This is a genomic window from Streptomyces sp. DSM 118878 (assembly GCF_052936595.1).
In genome coordinates this window covers 2,361,156-2,381,853 of sequence record NZ_CP193622.1, presented here as the reverse complement: position 1 = coordinate 2,381,853, position 20,698 = coordinate 2,361,156, and the positions used below count along the sequence as shown (strand labels likewise).

General features: G+C 72.8%; 20 protein-coding genes. 7 read left to right on the top strand and 13 right to left on the bottom strand.

Annotation, left to right across the window (positions count from 1 at the left end):
• Positions 1–4 precede the first annotated feature (4 nt).
• Positions 5–481 carry a GNAT family N-acetyltransferase gene (locus ACRAKF_RS10315; RefSeq protein ID WP_447036640.1) on the bottom strand — a complete coding sequence of 159 codons (477 nt, stop codon included), beginning with the start codon at positions 479–481 and terminating at the stop codon, positions 5–7.
• Positions 482–484: 3 nt separating this feature from the next.
• Positions 485–1,258: an IclR family transcriptional regulator gene (locus ACRAKF_RS10310; RefSeq protein ID WP_447036639.1), complete on the bottom strand. Its 774-nt coding sequence runs from the start codon at positions 1,256–1,258 to the stop codon at positions 485–487.
• 148 nt (positions 1,259–1,406) lie between these two features.
• Here ACRAKF_RS10310 and ACRAKF_RS10305 point away from each other — a divergent pair, with 148 nt between their 5' ends.
• The 4 genes from ACRAKF_RS10305 to ACRAKF_RS10290 all read left to right on the top strand — a co-directional run bounded on the left by ACRAKF_RS10305 (position 1,407) and on the right by ACRAKF_RS10290 (position 5,599).
• Entirely contained in the window at positions 1,407–2,984 is a 1,578-nt protein-coding gene (locus ACRAKF_RS10305; protein ID WP_447036638.1) for an aldehyde dehydrogenase (NADP(+)), read from the top strand.
• Between the two features lie 73 nt (positions 2,985–3,057).
• Positions 3,058–3,666, top strand: coding sequence for a DUF1349 domain-containing protein (locus ACRAKF_RS10300; protein WP_447036637.1), 609 nt, complete (start codon positions 3,058–3,060; stop codon positions 3,664–3,666).
• 102 nt (positions 3,667–3,768) lie between these two features.
• A complete protein-coding gene (locus ACRAKF_RS10295; RefSeq protein ID WP_447036636.1) occupies positions 3,769–4,485 on the top strand; it encodes a DsbA family oxidoreductase in 717 nt (238 codons plus the stop codon).
• Positions 4,486–4,507: 22 nt separating this feature from the next.
• Entirely contained in the window at positions 4,508–5,599 is a 1,092-nt protein-coding gene (locus tag ACRAKF_RS10290) for an aminotransferase class V-fold PLP-dependent enzyme (RefSeq protein ID WP_447036635.1), read from the top strand.
• Positions 5,600–5,653: 54 nt separating this feature from the next.
• Here the strand turns inward: ACRAKF_RS10290 and ACRAKF_RS10285 are convergent, their stop codons facing one another.
• A complete protein-coding gene (locus ACRAKF_RS10285; protein ID WP_447036634.1) occupies positions 5,654–6,169 on the bottom strand; it encodes a MarR family winged helix-turn-helix transcriptional regulator in 516 nt (171 codons plus the stop codon).
• 126 nt (positions 6,170–6,295) lie between these two features.
• Here ACRAKF_RS10285 and ACRAKF_RS10280 point away from each other — a divergent pair, with 126 nt between their 5' ends.
• Positions 6,296–7,357: an alkene reductase gene (locus ACRAKF_RS10280; protein ID WP_447036633.1), complete on the top strand. Its 1,062-nt coding sequence runs from the start codon at positions 6,296–6,298 to the stop codon at positions 7,355–7,357.
• Positions 7,358–7,421: 64 nt separating this feature from the next.
• On the opposite strand, the gene thpD is transcribed toward ACRAKF_RS10280, so the two are convergent.
• From thpD to ACRAKF_RS10250, 6 genes are all read right to left on the bottom strand, one after another.
• Positions 7,422–8,321 carry an ectoine hydroxylase gene (thpD, locus tag ACRAKF_RS10275; RefSeq protein WP_447036632.1) on the bottom strand — a complete coding sequence of 300 codons (900 nt, stop codon included), beginning with the start codon at positions 8,319–8,321 and terminating at the stop codon, positions 7,422–7,424.
• Positions 8,322–8,395: 74 nt separating this feature from the next.
• A complete protein-coding gene (locus tag ACRAKF_RS10270) occupies positions 8,396–8,800 on the bottom strand; it encodes an ectoine synthase (protein ID WP_447036631.1) in 405 nt (134 codons plus the stop codon).
• A 53-nt stretch (positions 8,801–8,853) separates the two neighbouring features.
• Complete coding sequence (gene ectB, locus ACRAKF_RS10265) at positions 8,854–10,125, bottom strand: diaminobutyrate--2-oxoglutarate transaminase (protein WP_447036630.1); 1,272 nt, start codon at positions 10,123–10,125, stop codon at positions 8,854–8,856.
• A gap of 70 nt (positions 10,126–10,195) precedes the next feature.
• On the bottom strand, positions 10,196–10,747 hold the full coding sequence (ectA, locus tag ACRAKF_RS10260) for a diaminobutyrate acetyltransferase (RefSeq protein ID WP_447036629.1): 552 nt from the start codon (positions 10,745–10,747) through the stop codon (positions 10,196–10,198).
• A gap of 430 nt (positions 10,748–11,177) precedes the next feature.
• Positions 11,178–11,705, bottom strand: a complete 528-nt coding sequence (locus tag ACRAKF_RS10255; protein ID WP_447036628.1) for a DinB family protein — start codon at positions 11,703–11,705, stop codon at positions 11,178–11,180.
• 119 nt (positions 11,706–11,824) lie between these two features.
• Positions 11,825–12,949: a pyridoxal-phosphate-dependent aminotransferase family protein gene (locus ACRAKF_RS10250; protein WP_447041909.1), complete on the bottom strand. Its 1,125-nt coding sequence runs from the start codon at positions 12,947–12,949 to the stop codon at positions 11,825–11,827.
• 154 nt (positions 12,950–13,103) lie between these two features.
• On the opposite strand from ACRAKF_RS10250, the gene ACRAKF_RS10245 reads away from it, so the two are divergent.
• Complete coding sequence (locus ACRAKF_RS10245; RefSeq protein WP_447036627.1) at positions 13,104–14,198, top strand: amidohydrolase family protein; 1,095 nt, start codon at positions 13,104–13,106, stop codon at positions 14,196–14,198.
• Here the strand turns inward: ACRAKF_RS10245 and cobC are convergent.
• Entirely contained in the window at positions 14,195–15,709 is a 1,515-nt protein-coding gene (gene cobC / locus ACRAKF_RS10240; protein WP_447036626.1) for an Rv2231c family pyridoxal phosphate-dependent protein CobC, read from the bottom strand. The two genes, ACRAKF_RS10245 and cobC, sit on opposite strands and share 4 nt — an antisense overlap.
• Positions 15,710–15,789: 80 nt before the next feature.
• On the opposite strand from cobC, the gene ACRAKF_RS10235 reads away from it, so the two are divergent.
• The gene (locus ACRAKF_RS10235; RefSeq protein WP_447036625.1) at positions 15,790–16,521 is read left to right on the top strand and encodes a ZIP family metal transporter; all 732 of its coding nucleotides are present in this window, start codon (positions 15,790–15,792) and stop codon (positions 16,519–16,521) included.
• Positions 16,522–16,538: 17 nt separating this feature from the next.
• On the opposite strand, the gene ACRAKF_RS10230 is transcribed toward ACRAKF_RS10235, so the two are convergent.
• The 3 genes from ACRAKF_RS10230 to ACRAKF_RS10220 are packed head-to-tail and all read right to left on the bottom strand — an operon-like array spanning position 16,539 to position 20,661.
• Entirely contained in the window at positions 16,539–17,975 is a 1,437-nt protein-coding gene (locus ACRAKF_RS10230; protein ID WP_447036624.1) for a cobyrinate a,c-diamide synthase, read from the bottom strand.
• Complete coding sequence (gene cobO, locus ACRAKF_RS10225; protein WP_447036623.1) at positions 17,969–18,577, bottom strand: cob(I)yrinic acid a,c-diamide adenosyltransferase; 609 nt, start codon at positions 18,575–18,577, stop codon at positions 17,969–17,971. The genes ACRAKF_RS10230 and cobO overlap by 7 nt, the downstream gene beginning before the upstream one ends.
• Entirely contained in the window at positions 18,577–20,661 is a 2,085-nt protein-coding gene (locus tag ACRAKF_RS10220) for a putative cobaltochelatase (protein WP_447036622.1), read from the bottom strand. The genes cobO and ACRAKF_RS10220 overlap by 1 nt, the downstream gene beginning before the upstream one ends.
• Between the last annotated feature and the right edge of the window lie 37 nt (positions 20,662–20,698).

Genomic DNA, 20,698 nt, shown 5'->3' with positions numbered 1-20,698 from the left:
GCCGTCATTCCGTGTGGAGGACGAGGACCACCTCGTCGATTTCCGTGCCGCGGGCCGCGGCGAAGCCCCGTTCGCGTGTGCTCTCCCGGAAGCCGCACTTCTCCAGGACGCGCCGCGAGGCCACGTTGTCCGCCGCCGCGCGGGCGTAGAGCGGGCGCTCCGGGACCAGCGCGAGCAGCTCGCGCAGGGCGGCCGTGGCCAGGCCACGGCCCCAGTACGCGCGGTCGATCCAGTACGTGACCTCGCGCTCGCCCGGCTCGCCGTACACCGCCGCGTTGCCGACCACGTCGCCGTCCGCGAGGACCGTGCGCACGTCGACGCCGGCGGAGCCGCGCATCTTGGTCCAGTGGGCGTCGAAGCGGTCCCTGTCCAGGGGATCCTCGGGCGTGAACGCTGCCATGTGACTCGACTCGGGATCGCTCATCTGCCGGAAGAAGACGGGCAGATCGCTGTCGTGGACTTCGCGCAGGCACACATCCATGCGTCAGAGCCTACGAGTCGCCAGCGTCAGCCGGTCACGCGCGTCGAACAGGGCGTCCTTGACCATCTGTTCATGGGCCGGGGTGAGCCGCGCCACCGGCACCGAGCAGCTGATCGCGTCCCGCGCGGGGGTGCGGTACGCGATGGCGACGCCGAAGCAGCGCAGCCCCAGCGTGTTCTCCTCGCGGTCCACCGCGAAGCCCTGCTCGCGCACCGCGTGCAGCTCCTCGATGAGCTTCTCGCGGTCGGTGATGGTGTGCTCGGTGAGCGCCGGCAGCGTCTCCGGGAGCATCTTGCGGACCTGCTCGTCGGTGTGGGTGGCGAGCAGCGCCTTGCCGAGCGAGGTGGAGTGGGCGGGCAGCCTGCGGCCCACGCGCGTGAAGGGCCGCAGGTAGTGCTGCGACTGGCGGGTGGCGAGGTAGACGACGTTCGTGCCGTCGAGCCGCGCCAGGTGGATGGTCTCCGTGGTGTCGTCGGAGAGCCGGTCCAGGGTCGGCCTGGCGGCGGCCACCACCTCGTCGCCGTCGATGTAGGACGTGCCGACGAGCAGTGCGCGCACGCCGATGCCGTACCGCGTGCCGGTGGCGTCCGTCTCCACCCAGCCCAGCTCGACCAGGGTGCGGAGCAGCATGTAGAGGCTCGACTTCGGATAGCCCACGGCCTCCTGGACGGCTGCCAGGGAGTGCATTCCGGGGCTGCCCGCGAAGTATTCGAGCAATTCCACGGTGCGTACGGCGGACTTGACCTGCGCGCCGCCTCCGGTCTCGCCAGCCGACATCGCCCTTGACCCCTTAGTTCGCCGAGAAATAGTCTCCGAAGTCCCCGCTCATTCATCAGTAGGGACGCTGTTCAGCATATCGAACGCCGTCGGTGAGCGGCATACCTACGCAGTACCTCTGGCAGTACCTCTGGAAAGGGAATCCGCGGTGGCAGCAACACCAGTCTGGAGTGTCGACCCCCGAACCGGGAAGCAGCGCGAGCAGGTGGCGGTGGAAGCCACGGCCGAGGAGGTCGGCCGGGCCGTCCTCGCCGCCCGCGACGCCGCCCCCGCGCTGGCCGACCGCGCGGTGCGCGCCGCCTTCCTGCGCACCGCGGCCGATCTCCTCCAAGAGGCGAAGGACCACCTCGTGGAGGCCGCGGACGCGGAGACCGCGCTCGGGCCCGTCCGGCTCAACGGGGAACTCGTCCGCACCTGCTTCCAGTTGCGCGCCTTCGCGGACATCGTCGACGAGGGCGCCTTCCTCGGCGTCGTCATCGACCACCCCGACGACTCGGCGACCCCGCCCATCCCGGACCTGCGCCGCTACAAGATCCCGCTCGGTGTCGTCGCCGTCTACTCCGCGTCCAACTTCCCCTTCGCCTTCTCCGTGCCCGGCGGCGACACCGCGAGCGCGCTCGCCGCGGGCTGCCCCGTCGTCGTCAAGGCCCACCCCGACCACCCCGGCACCTCCGAGCTGGTCGCCTCCGTGCTGCGCAGGGCCGCGGCGCGGCACGACATCCCCGAGGGTGTCGTCGGCCTGGTGCACGGCTTCGAGGCGGGCGTCGAGCTGGTCAAGCACCCGCTGGTCGCCGGGGCCGGGTTCACCGGCTCGATCCGCGGCGGCCGTGCCCTCTTCGACGCGGCGGCGGCCCGGCCCGTGCCGATCCCCTTCCACGGCGAGCTCGGCTCCCTCAACCCCGTCGTCGTCACGGAGGCCGCGGCCGCCGAGCGCGGCGAGGAGATCGGCGGCGGCCTCGCGGGCTCGATGACGCTCGGCGTCGGCCAGTTCTGCGTCAAGCCCGGCCTGGTCCTCGCCCCCGAGGGCGCGGGCGGCGACCAGCTCGTGAAGTCGCTGACCGAGGCGGTCAGCGACACCGAGTCCGGAGTCCTCCTCGACCACCGGATGCGGGACAACTTCGTCGCCGGGGTGCGCGAGCGCGCCGGTCTCGCGGACGTCGTCGCCCCCGTCACGCCCGGCGCGGGCGGCGAGCACACCGTGAGCGCGGGCTTCTTCACCGTTCCCGCGGCACGGCTCGCCACCGAGGGCGAGCACGACCTGCTCATCGAGGAGTGCTTCGGTCCCGTCACCGTCGTCGCGCGCTACAAGGACGACGCGGAGATCACCGCCGTCCTCTCCCGCCTGCCCGGCAACCTCACCGCCACCGTGCAGCTCTCCTCCGACGAGGCGGCGGGCGTGAGCCCCCGCGGCGCCGAACTCCTCGCCGAGGTCACGCCGCTGGCGGGCCGTGTCCTGGTCGACGGCTGGCCCACGGGCGTCGCCGTCGCCCCCGCCCAGCACCACGGCGGTCCCTACCCGGCCACCACGTCCACGTCGACCTCGGTGGGCGGCACGGCCGTCGAACGCTGGCTCCGCCCGGTCGCCTACCAGAGCACCCCGGAGCCCCTGCTCCCGCCGGAGCTGCGCGACGCGAACCCGCTGGGGCTGCCGCGGCGGGTGGACGGCCGACAGGAGAACGGGCGACAGGAGAACGGCCGGCAGGAGAACGGTCGGCAGGAGTCCTGAGAGATCCGGGGCCCCGGCCGCCGGACCGCCGGACCGCCGGACCGCCGGACTCCTGGAATGGAACACTGACGCCATGGACCTCAACCTCCCCCAGCTCCCCTTCCCCCTGCGCGCCTACGGCCCCGACGGCCATTGGTCGTACGAGGACGGGGTGCTCACCGGCCGGGCGGGCGCCCGGCAGGACCGCTTCGTGCCGCCGACCGGCGAGGCGCTCGACCCGGCCGCCGACGCGCCCCGCCTGCTCGGTGCGCCGGAGGGCGACTTCCAGCTGATCGCCCGCGTCACGGTCGGCTTCGCGGCGCCCTTCGACGCGGGCGTGCTCTATCTGCACGTGGGCGAGCGGGAGTGGGCCAAGCTCTGCCTGGAGCGCTCCCCCGACGAGCCGACGATCTGCACGGTCGTGACGCGCGGCCGTTCCGACGACGCCAACTCCTTCATCGTGGACGGCACGAGCGCCTGGCTGCGTATCAGCCGCACGGGCCAGGCGTTCGCCTTCCACGCGTCGGCGGACGGCGAGCGGTGGACGTTCGTGCGGATCTTCTCGCTGGGGGACGAGGAGTCGGCGGGCGCGGCCCTCGTCGGCTTCATGGCGCAGTCCCCGGTGGGGGAGGGGTGCGTGGTCACGTACGACCACATCGCTTTCCGCCCGAGCTGGCCGAACGACCTGCGGGACGGCTCGTAGGGGAATGAGCCGCTTCGCCCGTGCGTTGACGTCGGTGGCGGAGGCACCCTCCGCACCGACCGTCACGCACTCGCGTACCGCACGACCTGGAAAGAGCCACACATGCGCGTCGAGATCTGGGGCGACATCGCCTGTCCCTGGTGTTACGTGGGCAAGGCCCGCTTCGAGAAGGCGCTCGCCGCCTTCCCGCACCGCGACGGCGTGGAGGTCGTGCACCGTTCGTTCGAGCTGGACCCCGGGCGCGCCAAGGGCGACACCGGGCAGGTCCTTCCGATGCTCATGAACAAGTACGGCATGACCGAGGAGCAGGCCCGTGAGGGCGAGCGGCGGCTCGGTGAGAACGCCGCCGCCGAGGGGCTCGACTACCGCACCGAGGGCCGCGACCACGGCAGCACCTTCGACATGCACCGCGTCCTGCACCTCGCCAAGGAGCGGGGGCGGCAGGACGAGCTGATCGGGCTCCTCTACCGCGCGAACTTTGCCGAGGAGCGGTCCGTCTTCGACGGCGACGAGCGGCTCGTCGAGCTCGCCGTCGAGGCGGGTCTCGACGAGGGCGAGGTGCGTGGCGTCCTCGCCGACCCCGGCAGGTACGCCGACGACGTCCGCGCCGACGAGCGCGAGGCCGCCGAGCTGGGGGCGAACGGCGTGCCGTTCTTCGTGCTCGACCGCGCGTACGGCATTTCCGGCGCCCAGCCCGCCGAGGTGTTCACCCAGGCCCTTGAGCAGGCGTGGGGCAGCCGTTCGCCGCTGACCACCCTCGCGGACGCGGGGGACGGCGAGGCGTGCGGCCCCGACGGATGCGCGGTTCCGCGGGCCTGAGCGGCCGCATAGGTTGATCCCCATGACTTCCACGGAGATCGATCACCGCACCGCCGACCGCACCGGCCACCAAGTCCGTTACGGCGACGAGTTCGCACCGGAGACGGTCTTCCTCAACACCGCGGTCCGCGGGCTGCTGCCGCGCCGCGCCGTCGAGGCCGTACAGGCCCTGACGGCGGAGCTCGTCTCCGGTGGGCGGAGCGGCTCCGGCGACTTCGGCAAGGTCGACGAGGCCCGCGGCTCCTTCGCGCGCCTCGTCGGCGTGGCCCCCTCGCGCGTGGCGACGGGCGGCTCGGTCGCCGTGCACGTCGGTCTCATCGCGGCGTCCCTGCCCGCGGGCGCCGAAGTGCTCTTCCCCGAAGGGGACTTCTCGTCCCTGATCAACCCCTTCGTGCTGCGCGGCGACCTGAAGCCGCGGTTCGCGCCGCTGGAGGAGCTCGCCCAAGCGGTACGGCCGGGGACCGCGCTCGTGGCCTTCTCCACCGTGCAGTCCGCCGACGGACGTACGGCGGACTGCGCGGCGATCCGCGAGGCCGCCGCCGCCCATGGCGCGCGCACCCTGGCCGACGCCACGCAGTCGGCGGGCTGGCTGCCGTTCGACGCGGGCGCGTACGACTACTGCGTGACCGGCGCCTTCAAGTGGCTGCTCTGCCCGCGCGGCACGTCCTTCCTGACGGTGGGCGAGGCGGCGCAGGAGACCCTGACGCCGCTGCACGGCGGCTGGCTGGCCGCGGCCGACTCCTGGCGCTCGACCTACGGCCCGATCGGCGAGGTCGTCGCCGACGCCCGCCGCTTCGACGAGCCGCCCGCCTTCCTCGCCTACCACGGGGCCGCGGCGGCGCTCTCGCTCATCGAGGAGGTCGGCGTCGACGCGATCCACCGCCACGACCTGGCCCTGGCCGACCGCTACCGCGCCGGTCTCGCCGCTCTCGGACACGCCCCGGTGCCCGGCACCTCGCCCATCGTCTCGGTCCCCGGGCTCGCCGACCGCGAGCCGGAGCTGGCCCGCGCGGGTGTCCTCACGTCGGGGCGGGCGGGACATCTGCGGGCCGCGTTCCACCTCTACAACACGGAGTCCGACGTGGACCGGCTCCTGGACGTACTGGCCGGCTGAAGCGTGGTTCCCGGCTGAAGCGAAGTTCCCGGCTGAAACGCGGTACGGGAACTCTCAGCCGCGCTCCGGGCAGTCCGACGTCTCCGTGCAGAGATTCGCCTCCACCTTGGCGAGCAGCCGGGTCAGCTCCGCGCGCTCGGTCCCGTCCAGGCCGGCGAGGGTGTGGCCCTCCAACTGGCCCCAGGCGCCCGTCACCTGACTCAGCAGGCCGCAGCTCGCGTCACTGGCCTCGACGAGCACCGCCCGGCGGTCGGCCGGGTCGGGGCGCCGGCGCACGTGCCCGGCCTGCTCCAGGCGCTGGAGCATCTTCGTGACCGTGGAGGGGTCGAGGTCGACCGCCTTGATCAGCTCGGACTGCCGCACCGCGCCCGCGTCCCAGAGGTGCATCATCACGAACTCCTGGCCGGGGTAGAGGCCCACCCCCCGCAGGACCTTGCCCGCGGCGATGCGGTGCAGCCGCGCCACCCGGCTGAGCGCGTGACTGACGGGGCCCGCCGCGGCGACCCGGGAGAGGCCGGGCCGGCAGACGGGGGAGTCGGCCGTGGCGTCTTGTGCTGGGTCGGCCTTCATCGGGTGCTCCTGCGGCTGGATACGTGAACGTCTTCCAGGAGATTACCTTGGTCGGCCAAGAAATGGGTTACAGTGGCCTTCGGTCAATTGATTGGCCGACCACATAAAAGCTGCCCGGGAGTCCCCATGACCACCGCGTTCGATCCGATCGACCTGTCCGGCACGCCCCTCGCCAACCGCATCGCCATGGCCCCCATGACCCGCAGTCGTGCTGGTCAGGACGGTGTGCCCACAGGGCTGACCGTGGAGTACTACGCCCAGCGCGCCTCCGCCGGGCTGATCGTCACGGAGGGCATCCAGCCTTCTGTGGTCGGCCAGGGATACCCGGATACTCCGGGGCTGCACAGCGCGGAACAGATCGCGGGCTGGCGGAAGGTCACCGACGCCGTGCACGCGGCGGGCGGCAGGATCTTCGCCCAGCTCATGCACGTCGGCCGCATCGGTCACCCGGTGCTGCTCCCCGAGGGCATGGTCAACGTCGCCCCCTCGGCGATCACCCCGAAGGGGCAGGTGTTCACCGCCGAGGGCCCCAAGGAGTTCCTCACCCCGCGCGAGCTCACCGCGGCCGAGATCCGCGCCACCATCGGCGACTTCGCCACCGCCGCGCGCAACGCCGTGGACGCGGGCTTCGACGGCGTCGAGCTGCACGGTGCCAACGGCTATCTGATCCACCAGTTCCTGGCGCCCGGCTCCAACCGGCGCACGGACGAGTGGGGCGGCACGGTGGAGAACCGCATCCGGTTCGCCGTCGAGGTGGCCAAGGCCGTGACCGCGGAGATCGGCGCCGACCGCACGGGCATCCGCCTCTCGCCCGGCAACCCCTTCAACGACATCTCCGAGCCCGACCCGGAGCCGGCGTACACCGCCCTGGTGAAGGAGCTGGCCGCGCTCGACCTCGCGTATCTGCACATGGCGGAGGCGAGCGACATCCGCGAGCTGACCGTGAAGCTGCGCGCGGAGTTCGGCGGCACGTTCATCCTGAACCCGGCGACGGAGGGCCCGACCGGCCCCGACGCGCTCGCCCTCGTCGAGGACGGCACCGCGGACATCATCGCGTTCGGCGCGCTGTTCCTGGCCAACCCCGACCTGCCGGCCCGCTTGAAGGCCGGCGGCCCGTACAACGCGCCGGACCCGGCGACCTACTACGGCGGTGCCGAGAAGGGCTACACGGACTATCCCGCGCTGTAGCGGGAGCGGGCGACGACGTGATGCGGCCCGGCACCCCAAGGGGTGCCGGGCCGCATCACGGGTGTCACCTCACCGGGGTGAAGTCCCGCGCGCCGATGAATTCGGGCCTGCGCACCGGCGCCGCGAACGGCTCCACCGCGGTGTTCTCCACGCTGTTGAAGACGATGAAGACGTTGGACCGCGGGTACGGGGTGATGTTGTCCCCGGAACCGTGCATGGCGTTGCAGTCGAACCACGTGGCCGAACCGGCCTCACCCGTGAAGAGGCGGATGCCGTGGTCGGACGCGAGGTGGGTCAGCGTCTCGTCCGACGGGATGCCCGCGTCCTGCATCTGGAGCGACCGCTTGTAGTTGTCCTTCGGCGTGGCGCCCGCACAGCCGAGGAACGTCTTGTGCGACCCCGGCATGATCATGAGGCCACCGTTGGTGTCATGGTTCTTCGTCAGGGCGATCGACACCGAGACGGTCCGCATGTTCGGCAGGCCGTCCTCCGCGTGCCAGGTCTCGAAGTCGGAGTGCCAGTAGAACCCCGAGGCCCCGAAGCCCGGCTTCACGTTGATCCTCGACTGGTGCACGTACACGTCGGACCCGAGGATCTGCCGGGCCCGGCCCACCACGCGCGGGTCGGCGGCCAGCTTGCCGAAGAGCTCGCTGATCTTGTGCACCTCGAAGAGGGAGCGGATCTCCTGCGACCTCGGCTCGACGATGGAACGCTCGTCGGCGCGCATCACCGGATCGTTGACGAGCCGCTCCAGCTCGGCGTGGTACAGGCCCACTTCGTCCGGGGTGATCAGCTGGTCGATGGCCAGGAAACCGTCCCGCTCGAACCCCGTCAGATCCCCGGCCGAGATCGGCCCTTCGGTACCCGGCTCGGACCACACGACGGGGTCCTTGCGTTCGATGAGCACCTCTTCGGCGCCTCGGGTCGGGTACAGGTCTGTGGTGCGTTCGGGTGCGGTGGTCATGGTGTTGCCTGCCTCTCCTCTCGTACGGCCCTGTGCGGGATATCAGCCGACCTCAGCCGACCGGCGCGCGGCCCTCAGGCCTCGTCGTCCTCCGTGAGCAGCGGGTACACGCCGTTCTCGTCGTGGTCCTCACGACCCGTGACGGGCGGGTTGAAGACACAGATGCAGTGGAAGTCCTCCTTGATCCGCATCGTGTGCTTCTCGTGCCCGTCCAGCAGGTACATGGTCCCCGGCGTGATCGTGTACTTCTCGCCGGTCGTGTCGTCGGTCAGCTCGGCCTCGCCCTTGGTGCAGACGACGGCCTCGATGTGGTTGGCATACCACATCGACGTCTCGGTCCCCGCGTACAGGATGGTCTCGTGCACCGAGAAGCCCACTCGCTCCTTGGCCAGGACGATGCGCTTGCTCTCCCAGGTGCCCGACGCGGACTTCACGTGCCGGTCGGTGCCTTCAATGTCCTTGAACGAACGGACGATCACGGTGTTCTGATTCCTTTTCTCTTGCGGTGCGAGGGACTCGGTCAGCCGCGGGCTCAGGCGGTCTCGCGTACCGCGCGGGCCAGCGTGCGCAGCCCCTCGTCCAGCTCGTCGGGGGTGATCGTCAGCGCCGGAAGGAGCTTGACGACCTCGCCCTCGGGGCCGGAGGTCTCGATGAGCAGGCCCAGCTCGAAGGCCCGCTTCGCCACGGCGCTCGCGCGGTCCTTGTCCAGGAACTCGATGCCCCAGACCAGACCGCGGCCGCGGAACTCCTTGATCTCCGCGCGGTTCTCCTCGACGATCGCGGCCAGCACCTGCTCGACCTGCTCACCGCGGGCGCGGGTCTGCTTCTCCATCGCGGAGCCGTCGGCCCAGTAGGCCTCAAGGGCGGCGGCGGCCGTGACGAACGCCGGGTTGTTGCCGCGGAACGTGCCGTTGTGCTCGCCCGGCTCCCACACGTCGAGCTCCGGCTTGAACAGGCAGAGCGACATCGGCATGCCGTAGCCGCTGATGGACTTCGACACCGTCACGATGTCCGGCGTGATGCCCGCCTCCTCGAAGGAGAAGAACGCGCCGGTGCGGCCGCAGCCCATCTGGATGTCGTCGACGATCAGGAGCATGTCCCAGCGCTCGCACACGTCGGCGAGCTTGCGCAGCCACTCGGTACGGGCGACGTTGATGCCGCCCTCGCCCTGCACCGTCTCCACGATCACGGCCGCGGGCTGGTTCAGGCCCGAGCCCTGGTCCTCCAGGAGCCGCTCGAACCAGATGAAGTCCGGGGTCTGCCCGTCGAGGTAGTTGTCGAACGGCATCGGCGTGCCGTGCACCAGCGGGATACCGGCGCCCGCCCGCTTGAAGGCGTTGCCGGTCACCGCGAGCGAACCGAGCGACATGCCGTGGAAGGCGTTCGTGAACGACACGATCGACTCGCGGCCCTTGACCTTGCGGGCCAGCTTCAGCGCCGACTCCACGGCGTTGGTGCCCGTCGGGCCCGGGAACATGACCTTGTACGGAAGGTCGCGCGGGCGCAGGATGATGTTCTGGAACGACTCCAGGAAGGCGCGCTTGGCGGTCGTCGACATGTCGAGCCCGTGCACGATGCCGTCGCGCTCCAGGTAGTCGATGAGCGCGCGTTTCAGGACCGGGTTGTTGTGGCCGTAGTTGAGCGAACCGGCCCCCGCGAAGAAGTCGAGGTATTCGTGGCCGTCCTCGTCGAACATGCGGCTGCCCTGCGCGCGGTCGAAGACCGTAGGCCAACCGCGGCAGTAGCTGCGCACCTCCGACTCCAGGGTCTCGAAGACGCTCAGGTCGGGCTGGGTGATGGTCACAGCAGATCTCCTGGGAGATGGAAAGGCGTGGGAGTGAGGGGTTGCGGACATGTGGGGGGAGCGAAACCGGTCAGTCGCCGATGGGCCCGATGCGGTAGAGCACCTCTGGCTCGTGCCCGTCATCAGGGAAAAGACCCGCGTCGAAGAGGATCTTCCGCTCGACCGACGCGTTGTGGCGCCGCGCGTACGAGAGGAACAGCCGCTCGGACGCCGTGTTCCCCGGCGTGATGGTCGTCTCGACGGCGGTCAGCGCGTGCCCGGCGGCGACCTTCGCGGTCAGCCCGTCGAGCAGGGCGCCGGCCAGGCCGCGGCCGCGCTGTGCGTGATCGACGGCAACCTGCCAGACCAGCAGGGTGTCCGGGCGCTCGGGCCGGAAGTAGCCGGTGATGAAACCGACCGGCTCCCCGTCGGCGCCCCGGGCCACCACGGAGGTGTCCGCGAAGTCGCGGCACCACAGCAGGTAGCTGTACGAGGAGTTGAGGTCGAGCACCTTGGAGTCGCGGGCGATCCGCCAGATGGCGGCGCCGTCGGCGACGGCGGGGCCGTCGAGGCGCAGCCCCTCCGGCATTTCCAGGAATTTCGCTTGCAGGTCGGTCGGTAGATCGGCTTGTGCAGCGGTCATGCGGAGTGAATTTACCGAGCAATTTCTTGAATTGCATCGGGGAAAGGGGTTACACAAGCGCGCCTCGTGTGTTATCACGCGGGGGTGCGCGCCCGCATGAACACCGAAGCTTTTGTCTTGATTTGACCGGGTCATATCGGGCAAAACAATCACAGTGTGGAGTACGTCACAGAGTCGTGGCCCTTACTCGACGCGTCCGGATTGCGGTGATTGACCCTGTCGGAATCTTAGTGTTTAGGTCCCTGGAAAGCGGGCAGAAGAATACGGGAAGCTGTGCTGATAAAGAATTAAAGAGAATGCGCGAGCAAATTGAAGGAGGGGACGCGGAGAGCGCCGCAATAGTGCGCCTGATTCCGCTTCCGGTTCTCGTCCGCCACCGGCTCGGCGGGCACACCGATGCCCGGGGGCAGGCTGACGCCTCCGGGCACGTTCATGTCCCCGTCACGCCGTCGAGGCGCTCCCTGAGCAGGTCCGCGTGGCCGTTGTGGCGCGCGTACTCCTCGATGAGGTGGACCAGGATCCAGCGCAGGCTGACCACGGCGTCGCCGCCGGTGACGGCCGCCTCCTCGGCGCCGAGCCGCCCCGTGTCGTCGAGCGAACGCCCCGCGCAGATCTCCCGGTTCACGGCGACCTCGCGCTCCCACACCGCGAGCACCTCGGCGAACGTCCGCGACCTGTCCACGGTGAAGCCGCCGGGCGGCAGCCCGTACAGCAGCGGGACGTCGCGCCCGGCGAACACCCGCTGGATCCAGTTCCGTTCGACCTCGGCGAGGTGCTGCACCAGCCCGAACAGCGAGAGGGTGGACGGCTCCACCGGAGTGCGCAGCATCTGCTCGTCGTCGAGCCCCGCGCACTTGACCGCCAGCGTGGCGCGGTGCAGATCGAGCCAACCGGTCAGCATGGCGGGCTCGTCGGCGGTCAGCGCGGGGATACGACGCCCATCCGGCAACGTGGTCATGCCCGGCACGCTGCCATGCGGGGGCGCTACGGGGGAAGGGGGCCTGGGAATCTCCTCCCGCGCGAAGCCGCACGGCGACCGGTCCGCCCCGGGGATCGATCGCCGCGCGGGGCCCGGCTTCAGGCGTCGGGCGCCGCGGTCGGCTCGCTCCAGGCGTCCGTCACCGCGCGGCGGGCCGCTTCCAGGTCCACGGTGAGGCCGGTCTCGCTCATCGCCGCGCCCAGGGCGGCCAGGGAGGCGTGGACCACGCCGCGGGTGGCGTCGGGGCCGTAGTGGTTGACCCGGATCATCTCCTTGGCGAGGGCGCCGCCCCCGGCGACCAGCGGAAGCACCGGGTCCGCGGCGAGCGCGGCGGCGACGAGCTCCGAGGCGTCGACGCCCTGCGGCGCGCGCAGCGTGGTGGCGACCGGAGCCGCGTCGGCGGCCTCGTGCACGTACGGCCGCAGACCGCCGCCCAGCGCGAGCGCGCCCGCGCGGGTCGCGGCGGCCGCGGTGGCGTGCCGCGCCATCAGGGCGTCGAGGCCCTCCGTCTCGATGCGCTCCACGCACGCTTCGAGCGCCAGCATCTCCAGCTGCGCCGGCGCGTGCAGCAGAGCCTTGCGCCCGGCGTCGATCCAGCGCTCCTTCCAGTCCAGGAGGGAGAGGTAGGAGCGGCGGGGCGCCCGCGGGTTGGCGGCGATCCGCTGCCAGGCCCGCTCGCTCACCGACACCGCCGAGACACCGGCCGGGCCGCCCATCGCCTTCTGGGCGCCGATCACGCACAGGTCCACGCCCCACGCGTCGGGCAGCAGCGGCTCGGCGGCCACCGAGGCGACCGCGTCCAGCATGAACAGCGCGCCGTGCTCCCGCACGACCGCGCCGATCTCCGCGACGGGGTTGGTGTTGCCGGTGGCGGCCTCCGCGTGCACCAGCGAGACGAAGTCGATCTCCGGGTGCTCGGCGAGGGCGCGGCGCACCTGCTCGGCGGTGACGGCCGTGTGGAACGGCACGGCGAGGTCGACGACGTCCGCGCCGCAGTCCCGCAGCCAGTTCCCGAAGGTCTGCCCGTACGGTCCCGTGATCACGTTCAGCGCGGTCGTGCCGGGCCGCGCCGCGCCCCGGATGCACCCCTCCAGCGGCAGCAGCGCCTCGCCCTGCATGATCACGACGTCCTGCTCGGTGTCGAGCAGCCGGGCCACCCGCGCCTCGATGGCGGCGAAGTGCTGGGCGCTCAGCGGCGCCAGGTCCAGAAAGGGGTGGGTCACAGTACTGCTCACGTCACTGCTCACTTCGCTCACGAGTTCGTCCGGCTGCGCTGCCGAGCCTACCGACCGGCCGCCTGCCGAGCGCCCGCAGCGCCCACAGGCGCCCCCGTAAGGCCCCGTACCGCCTCTCATCAGCGCCTCCTAAGCTGCTGTCATGAGTGATCGCGCGGTGCTGCACGTGAAGGGGCGGGTGCTGGTCGGGCCCGATGACGTACGGGACGAACTGTGGGTGGTCGGCGGCAGGGTGACGTACGACCGTCCCCTCACCCCGGCGACGGAGACGACCGCCGTCGAGGGGTGGGCCCTGCCCGGCCTGGTCGACGCGCACTGCCACGTGGGCCTGGACGCGCACGGCCCCGTGGACGCCGACACCGCGGAGAAGCAGGCGCTGACCGACCGCGAGATCGGCGCGCTCCTCCTGCGTGACGCGGGCTCCCCGTCCGACACCCGCTGGATCGACGACCGCGAGGATCTGCCGAAGATCATCCGCGCGGGCCGGCACATCGCGCGCACGCGCCGCTACATCCGCAACTACGCCCATGAGATCGAGCCCGAGGACCTCGTCGCCTACGTCGCCCAAGAGGCGCGGCGCGGCGACGGCTGGGTCAAGCTCGTCGGCGACTGGATCGACCGCGAGGCGGGCGACCTGACGGCCTGCTGGCCGCGCGACGCGGTCGAAGCGGCCATCGCGGAGGCCCACCGGCTCGGCGCCCGCGTGACGGCCCACTGCTTCGCGGAGGACTCGCTGCGGGACCTGGTGGAGGCGGGCATCGACTGCGTCGAGCACGCGACGGGCCTCACGGAGGACACGATCCCGCTCTTCGCGGAGCGCGGCGTGGCGATCGTTCCCACGCTGGTGAACATCGCGACCTTCCCGGACCTGGCCGCGGGCGGCGAGAAGAAGTTCCCGCGCTGGTCGGCCCATATGCGCCGGCTCCACGACCGCCGCTACGACACGGTCCGCGCGGCCTACGACGCCGGCGTCCCGGTCTTCGCGGGCACCGACGCGGGCGGCTCCCTGGCCCACGGCCTGGTGGCCGCGGAGGTCGCCGAACTGACCCGCGCGGGCATCCCCCCGGTGGCGGCCCTCTCGGCGACGACCTGGGGCGCCCGCACCTGGCTCGGCCGCCCCGGCCTGACCGAGGGCGCCCCCGCCGACCTGGTCGTCTACGGAACGGACCCCCGCGAGGACGTGAAGGTACTCGCGACACCACGAAGGGTGATCCTGAACGGGAAGGTCGTGGCCTAGACCCGGCAGGGTGGCAGGGCCTCGGTCAGGGCTGGGAGGAAGTGGGATGTGGTGGTGCGGTCGCGGACCGCCAGGCGGATCCAGTCGGGCCCCAGGCCGGGAAACGTGTCGCCGCGCCGCACCGCGAAGCCCGCGGTGCGCAGGCGCGCGCGTACCGCCTCCGCCCCTGGTATGCGTACGAGGACGAAGGGGGCCTCAGCGGGGCCCACCACCTGGACACCGCGGGGCGCCAGCGTGGCAAGGCCCGCCAGCAGGTGGGCCCGGTCCGCGGCGACGCGGTGCGCCGCGTGGCCGGCCTCCGCCAGCGCCCGCGGCGCCACACAGGCCCCGGCCGCCACCAGCGCCGGCGTGGACACCGGCCACAGGGGCTGCGCCCGCTCCAGCGTGGCGATCACGTCGGGGGAGGCGAGGACGTAGCCGATCCGCAGCCCCGCGAGACCCCAGGTCTTCGTGAGGCTGCGCAGCACCACGAGCCCGGGGACGTCCGTACGGCCCGCGAGGGCCTCCCGCTCACCCGGCACCGCGTCCATGAACGCCTCGTCCACCACGAGGATCCGCCCGGGGCGCGCCAGCGCGGTGATCGAGGCCGCCGGGTGGAGCACGGACGTCGGGTTGGTGGGATTGCCGATGATCACCAGGTCGGCCGACTCCGGGACCCGGCCCACCGCCGCCGCGTCCAGGCGGAAGCCGTCCGACTCCCGCAGCAGCACCCGCTCCACCTCGTGCCCCGCGTCCCGCAGCGCCGCCTCGGGCTCGGTGAACTGCGGGTGCACGACCACCGGATGCCGCACCTTCAGGGCGCGCGCGAGGAGGACGAAGGCCTCCGCCGCACCCGCGGTGAGCAGGACGCGGTCCGGACTCAGACCGTGCCGCACGGCCACCGCCTCCCGCGCCGCCCGCCCGTCCGGATAGGCCGCCAGATCGGACAGCGAGGCGGCGATCCTCTCCTTCAGCCAGGCGGGAGGAGTGTCGGACCGTACGTTGACCGCGAGGTCGGTGAGATCCGCCCCGTCGTCCCGCACCTCCGCGTCCCCGTGATGCCGCAGATCCGGCCCCGCAGCCACAGCCGCAGCCGCCGCCGCCGGTTCCTCGCGCGGCCCGTCCCCGACGGGGGCCCCCGCCCGGCGGGCGATCGCGCAGGTCGCCATCGGCGGCCGGCCGACGGGCGCCGACTTCCGCTTGGGGACGAGGAGCTCGCCGCCGCCCCGCAGCGCCGCCGCCTCCGCCACGGACGGCGTGCCCACGGCGGCGCGGGACATCGAGGACGGGTTCGGCACGGGCACCTCCGCGAGGTCCCGCGCCGCGTACGCCACCACCGGCACCCCGAGCCGCGCCGCCGCCCCGACGATCCCCGGCTCGGCGGCCTTGACGTCCACCGTCGCCAGCTCGGCGATCGCCCGCTCGGAGAGGCCGGCGGCGCGGACGGTGTCCAGGATCAGCCCGAGCACCTCCTCCTCAGGGGCGGCCTCACAGGCGCCGACACCCACGACGAGAACCTGGGCGTGATCCATGGAGGGGTCCTTTCGTACGAGGTGGTGGGAGACGGGGTGGCAGATGTGCGCCGCGCGGGTCAATCCGCTAGCAAGGGCGCATGGCGGTGTTCGTGGCGCTCGGCGCCTTCCTCATGACCCTGGTGGGCGGCTGGACGGCCCAGCGGGTCACCGACCGGCGCCACCTCGTCCTGGGGCTCGCCGGTGGCCTGATGCTCGGCGTCGTCGGCCTCGACCTGCTGCCGGAGGCGCTGGAGGCCTCGGACGGGCCCGTCTTCGGCGTACCGGCGGCCCTGCTCCTGTTCGTGGCCGGATTCCTCGTCGCCCATCTGGTCGAACGGCTCCTGGCGGGCCGCCAGGCCGCGCACGGCGCCGGCGAGCACGCGGGCGGCCGGGTCCCCCAGGTGGGGCTCACGGCGGCCGCCGCGATGGTCGGGCACAGCGTGATGGACGGCGTCGCGATCGGCGCGGCCTTCCAGGTCGGCGGCGGCATGGGCGTGGCCGTGGCGATGGCCGTGATCGCCCATGACTTCGCGGACGGCTTCAACACGTACACGATCACCAGCCTGTACGGGAACGCCCGCCGCAAGGCGCTCGCGATGCTCTTCGCGGACGCGGCCGCCCCGGTGGTCGGCGCCGCGTCGACGCTGCTCTTCACCATCCCGGAGCCGCTGCTCGGCGGTTACCTCGGCTTCTTCGGCGGGGCGCTGCTCTACCTCGCCGCCGCCGAGATCCTGCCCGAGGCGCACCACGACCACCCGGCGCGCTCGACGCTGCTGTGCACGGTGGCGGGCGCGGCGTTCATCTGGCTCGTGGTGGGTGTCGCGGGCTGAACCGCGCCGCCGCACGGTCACGGCACGCAGCTCTCGACGAAGCGACGCGCGACGCCGGGCTCCGACGCCCAGTGCGTGTGCACGTAACTGGCGTGCACGTTCCCCTGTACGAAGCCTTCGACGCGGCGCCGGGGCGCGTGCAGGCCCCAGGCGGGCGACGCCCCTGCCCCGGGCTCGACCGCGGTGCGGTGGAACTCATGGCCCCGCATCCGGGTGCCCGCGACCGCGAGGACGCTGTCCGACACGGCCACGGCCTCCCGGTAGCCGAGCGTCAGACGCTCCGACATCCGCGCCGCCGCGTCGAGCACCCCGCACATCGGCTTCCCGTCCAGCTCGCGGGTCAGGTACAGCAGCCCCGCGCACTCGGCGGCCACGGGCGCGCCGGAGAACGCCAGCTCCGCCACGGCCTTGCGCAGCCGTTCGTTGGCGGACAGCTCGGGCGCGTACACCTCGGGGAACCCGCCCCCGATGACCAGCCCGGCGGTGCCGTCGGGCAGTTGCTCGTCATGGAGCGGGTCGAACGTCACGACCTCCGCCCCGGCGGCGGTGAGCAGCTCCGCGTGCTCGGCGTAGGAGAAGGTGAAGGCGGCACCGCCCGCGACGGCGACGCGGGGCCGGTGATCGGCCTTGCCCGCGGCCGAGGCCGAACCCGTCGAAGCCGGTGCTGAGCCGACCGGCCGCGCCTCACCGCCGGCCGCGGCCGCGGGGCGCCACGCCTCACCGCCGAGCGCCGTCTCCGCGTGCCACGCCTCGCCCGGCAGCGGTCCCGCGCCGCGTGCCAGCGCCAGCAGGGCCTCCAGGTCGCACCCCGCCCGCACCCGCGAGGCCAGCGCGGCGACGGACTCCACCGCCTCGCCCTGCCGCTCGGCCACCGGGACGAGCCCCAGATGCCGCGAGGGAGCGTGCACCTGCGCCGCCCGGCGCAGCACGCCGAGCACCGGCACGCCGGACTCGTCCAGCGCCTCCCGCAGCAGCGCCTCGTGCCGGTCGGAGCCGACCTTGTTGAGGATGACGCCCGCGATCCGCACCTCGGGGTCCCACGAGGCGAAGCCGTGGACCAGCGCGGCCACCGAGCGCGACTGCGACGACGCGTCGACGACCAGGACGACCGGCGCCCGCAGCAGCTTCGCGACATGGGCCGTGGAGGCCAGCTCGCCCTGCCCCGCGGCCCCGTCGTACATCCCCATCACGCCCTCGACGACGGCCAGGTCGCAGCCGGCCGCGCCGTGCGCGAACAGCGGCGCGATCAGGTCGGGCCCGCACAGGTACGCGTCGAGGTTGCGGCCGGGGCGGCCGGTCGCGAGGGCGTGGTAGCCGGGATCGATGTAGTCGGGCCCGACCTTGTGCGGGGAGACGGCGAGGCCGGCCGCCGTGAAGGCGGCCATCAGGCCCGTCGCGACGGTCGTCTTGCCGCTGCCGGACGACGGCGCCGCGATGACGAGGCGAGCTACCACTCGATGCCCCTCTGGCCCTTCTGGCCCGCGTCCATCGGGTGCTTGACCTTCGACATGTCGGTGACCAGGTCGGCGAAGTCGATCAGCCGCTGCGGCGCGTTGCGGCCGGTGATGACCACGTGCTGGGTGCCGGGCCGCGCGCGCAGGACCTCCACGACCTCGTCGACGTCGATCCAGCCCCAGTGCATGGGGTAGGCGAACTCGTCGAGGACGTACAGCTTGTACGTCTCGGCCGCGAGGTCCCGCTTGACCTGCTCCCAGCCCTCGCGGGCCTTGTCCTCGTTGGTGGGCTCGCCCTCGGCCGGGGCGCGCTGGATCCACGACCAGCCCTCGCCCATCTTGTGCCAGTCGACCGTGCCGCCCTCACCGGAGGCGCCGAGGACCTTCAGCGCGTTCTCCTCGCCGACCTTCCACTTCGCCGACTTCACGAACTGGAAGACGCCGACGGGCCACCCCTGATTCCAGGCCCGCAGCGCGAGCCCGAACGCGGCGGTCGACTTGCCCTTGCCGATGCCCGTGTGGACGAAGACGAGCGGGCGGTTGCGGCGCTGCCGCGTGGTGAGTCCGTCGTCCGGTACGACGCTCGGCTGTCCCTGCGGCATTACGCGGCCTTCCTTGAGTGAGTCCCATGTCCCTGTACGTCCTTGACGAGCCCGGCGATCGAGTCCGCCCGCAGCTCGTCGAGCGTCACGGCGGTCGCGCCGAGTTCGCCCGCCAACTGCCGGGCGAGGCCGAGCCGTACGTAGCCCGACTCGCAGTCGACGACCACCGAGGCCACGCCGTCCGCCGCGAACAGGCGGGCCGCGCGGCCCGCCTGCGCCACCGGTTCCACCCCGCCCGTGGCCCGCCCGTCGGTCACCACGACCACCAGGGGCCGCCGGGCCGCGTCCCGCAGCCGCTCGACGCGCAGCACGTCGTGCGCCTTGAGCAGGCCCTCGGCCAGCGGGGTGCGTCCGCCGGTCGGCAGTGTCTGGAGCCGTGCGGCGGCGGCGTCCACCGACGACGTGGGCGGCAGCGCCACCTCGGCGGCCGAGCCGCGGAACGTCACGAGGCCCACCTTGTCGCGCCGCTGGTAGGCGTCGAGGAGGAGGGAGAGCACCGCGCCCTTGACGGCGCTCATCCGCTGCCGGGCCGCCATCGACCCGGAGGCGTCCACGACGAAGAGCACGAGGTTGCCCTCGCGGCCCTCGCGCGTGGCCTGCCGCAGGTCGTCCCGCCGTATGACGAGGCCGGTGCCCGAGCGCCCGCGAGCCCGCTGGTGCGGGGCGGCGGCCTGCACGGTCGCGGCCAGGTGCAGCTTGGTCAGCGAACCCCGCGGCCGCCGCGAACCCGTCGTACGCCCGTGTTCGGTACGGGCCCGCGAGCGCCGCCCCGCCGCGCCCTCGCCGATGCCGGGGACGCTCAGCATCCTGGTGCGGAAGGGCTCGGCGGCGGGCACGGTCTGCTGGTCGCCGGGGCCGCCGGGAGCGGGGACCCGCGGGGCCGGTGCGTCTTCCTGGCCCGTGCCCTCGCCCTCGCTCTGGCTCTCGTCCTGGTCCCGGGGCGGCGGCTCGGGGGAGTCGGGGCCGCCGTCGGCCGGGGGCCGGCCGCCGCCACCGCCGGGACCGCCGTCGGGGTCGTCGTCGCCGTCCGGGGACTCCGGGGACTCGGGCGGCTCCGGAGGCGTCTCGTCGTCCTCGCGCGCCTCGTCCAGCGTCTCGTCGAGCTTGTCCTCGTCGAGCCCCGGGGCGTCGAACGGGTTGCGGCGCCGCCGGTGCGGCAGCGCGAGCAGCGCGGCCTGCCGCACGTCCTCGCTCTGTACGTCCGTACGCCCCGCCCAGGCGGCCAGCGCGGTCGCCGTGCGGGCCATCACGATGTCGGCGCGCATGCCGTCGACCTCGAACGCCGCGCAGGTCGCGGCGATCTGGCGCAGCGCGCCGTCGCCCAGGGTGACCCGGGGGAGCAGCGCCCGCGCCGCGACGACGCGCTCGCGCAGCGCGGCCTCGTCGTCGGCCCAGCGGCCCGCGAAGGCCTCGGGGTCGTCGTCGTGGGCGAGGCGCCGCCGTACGACCTCCACGCGCTGGTCGGTCTCGCGGGAGGCGGCCACCTCGACGGTGAGCCCGAACCGGTCGAGGAGCTGCGGGCGCAGCTCGCCCTCCTCGGGGTTCATGGTGCCGACCAGCAGGAACCGCGCGGCGTGCCGCACGGAGACGCCTTCGCGCTCGACGTAGGAGGCGCCCATCGCGGCGGCGTCCAGGAGGAGGTCGACCAGGTGGTCGTGGAGGAGGTTGACCTCGTCCACGTAGAGGATGCCGCGGTGCGCGTCGGCGAGGAGCCCCGGCTCGAAGGCCTTCACGCCCTCCGCGAGCGCCCGCTCGATGTCGAGGGCGCCGACGAGCCGGTCCTCGGAGGCGCCGACCGGCAGCTCCACCATGCGCGCGGGCCGCGCGGTCGTGCCGCCCGACTCGTGCGGGCCGTCGGGGCAGTTCGGGTCGGCAGCGGCCGGGTCGCACGAGAACCGGCACCCGGCGACGACCGGCACCTCGGGCAGCAGCGCCGAGAGGGCGCGCACGGCGGTGGACTTGGCGGTGCCCTTCTCACCCCGTACGAGCACGCCGCCGACGGCGGGCGAGACGGCGTTCAGCAGCAGCGCGAGCCGCAGATCGTCCTGCCCGACCAGGGCGGTGAAGGGATACGGGGTACTCACTGGGCCTCCTTGACGGCGGTGACTTCGGGGATGCTCG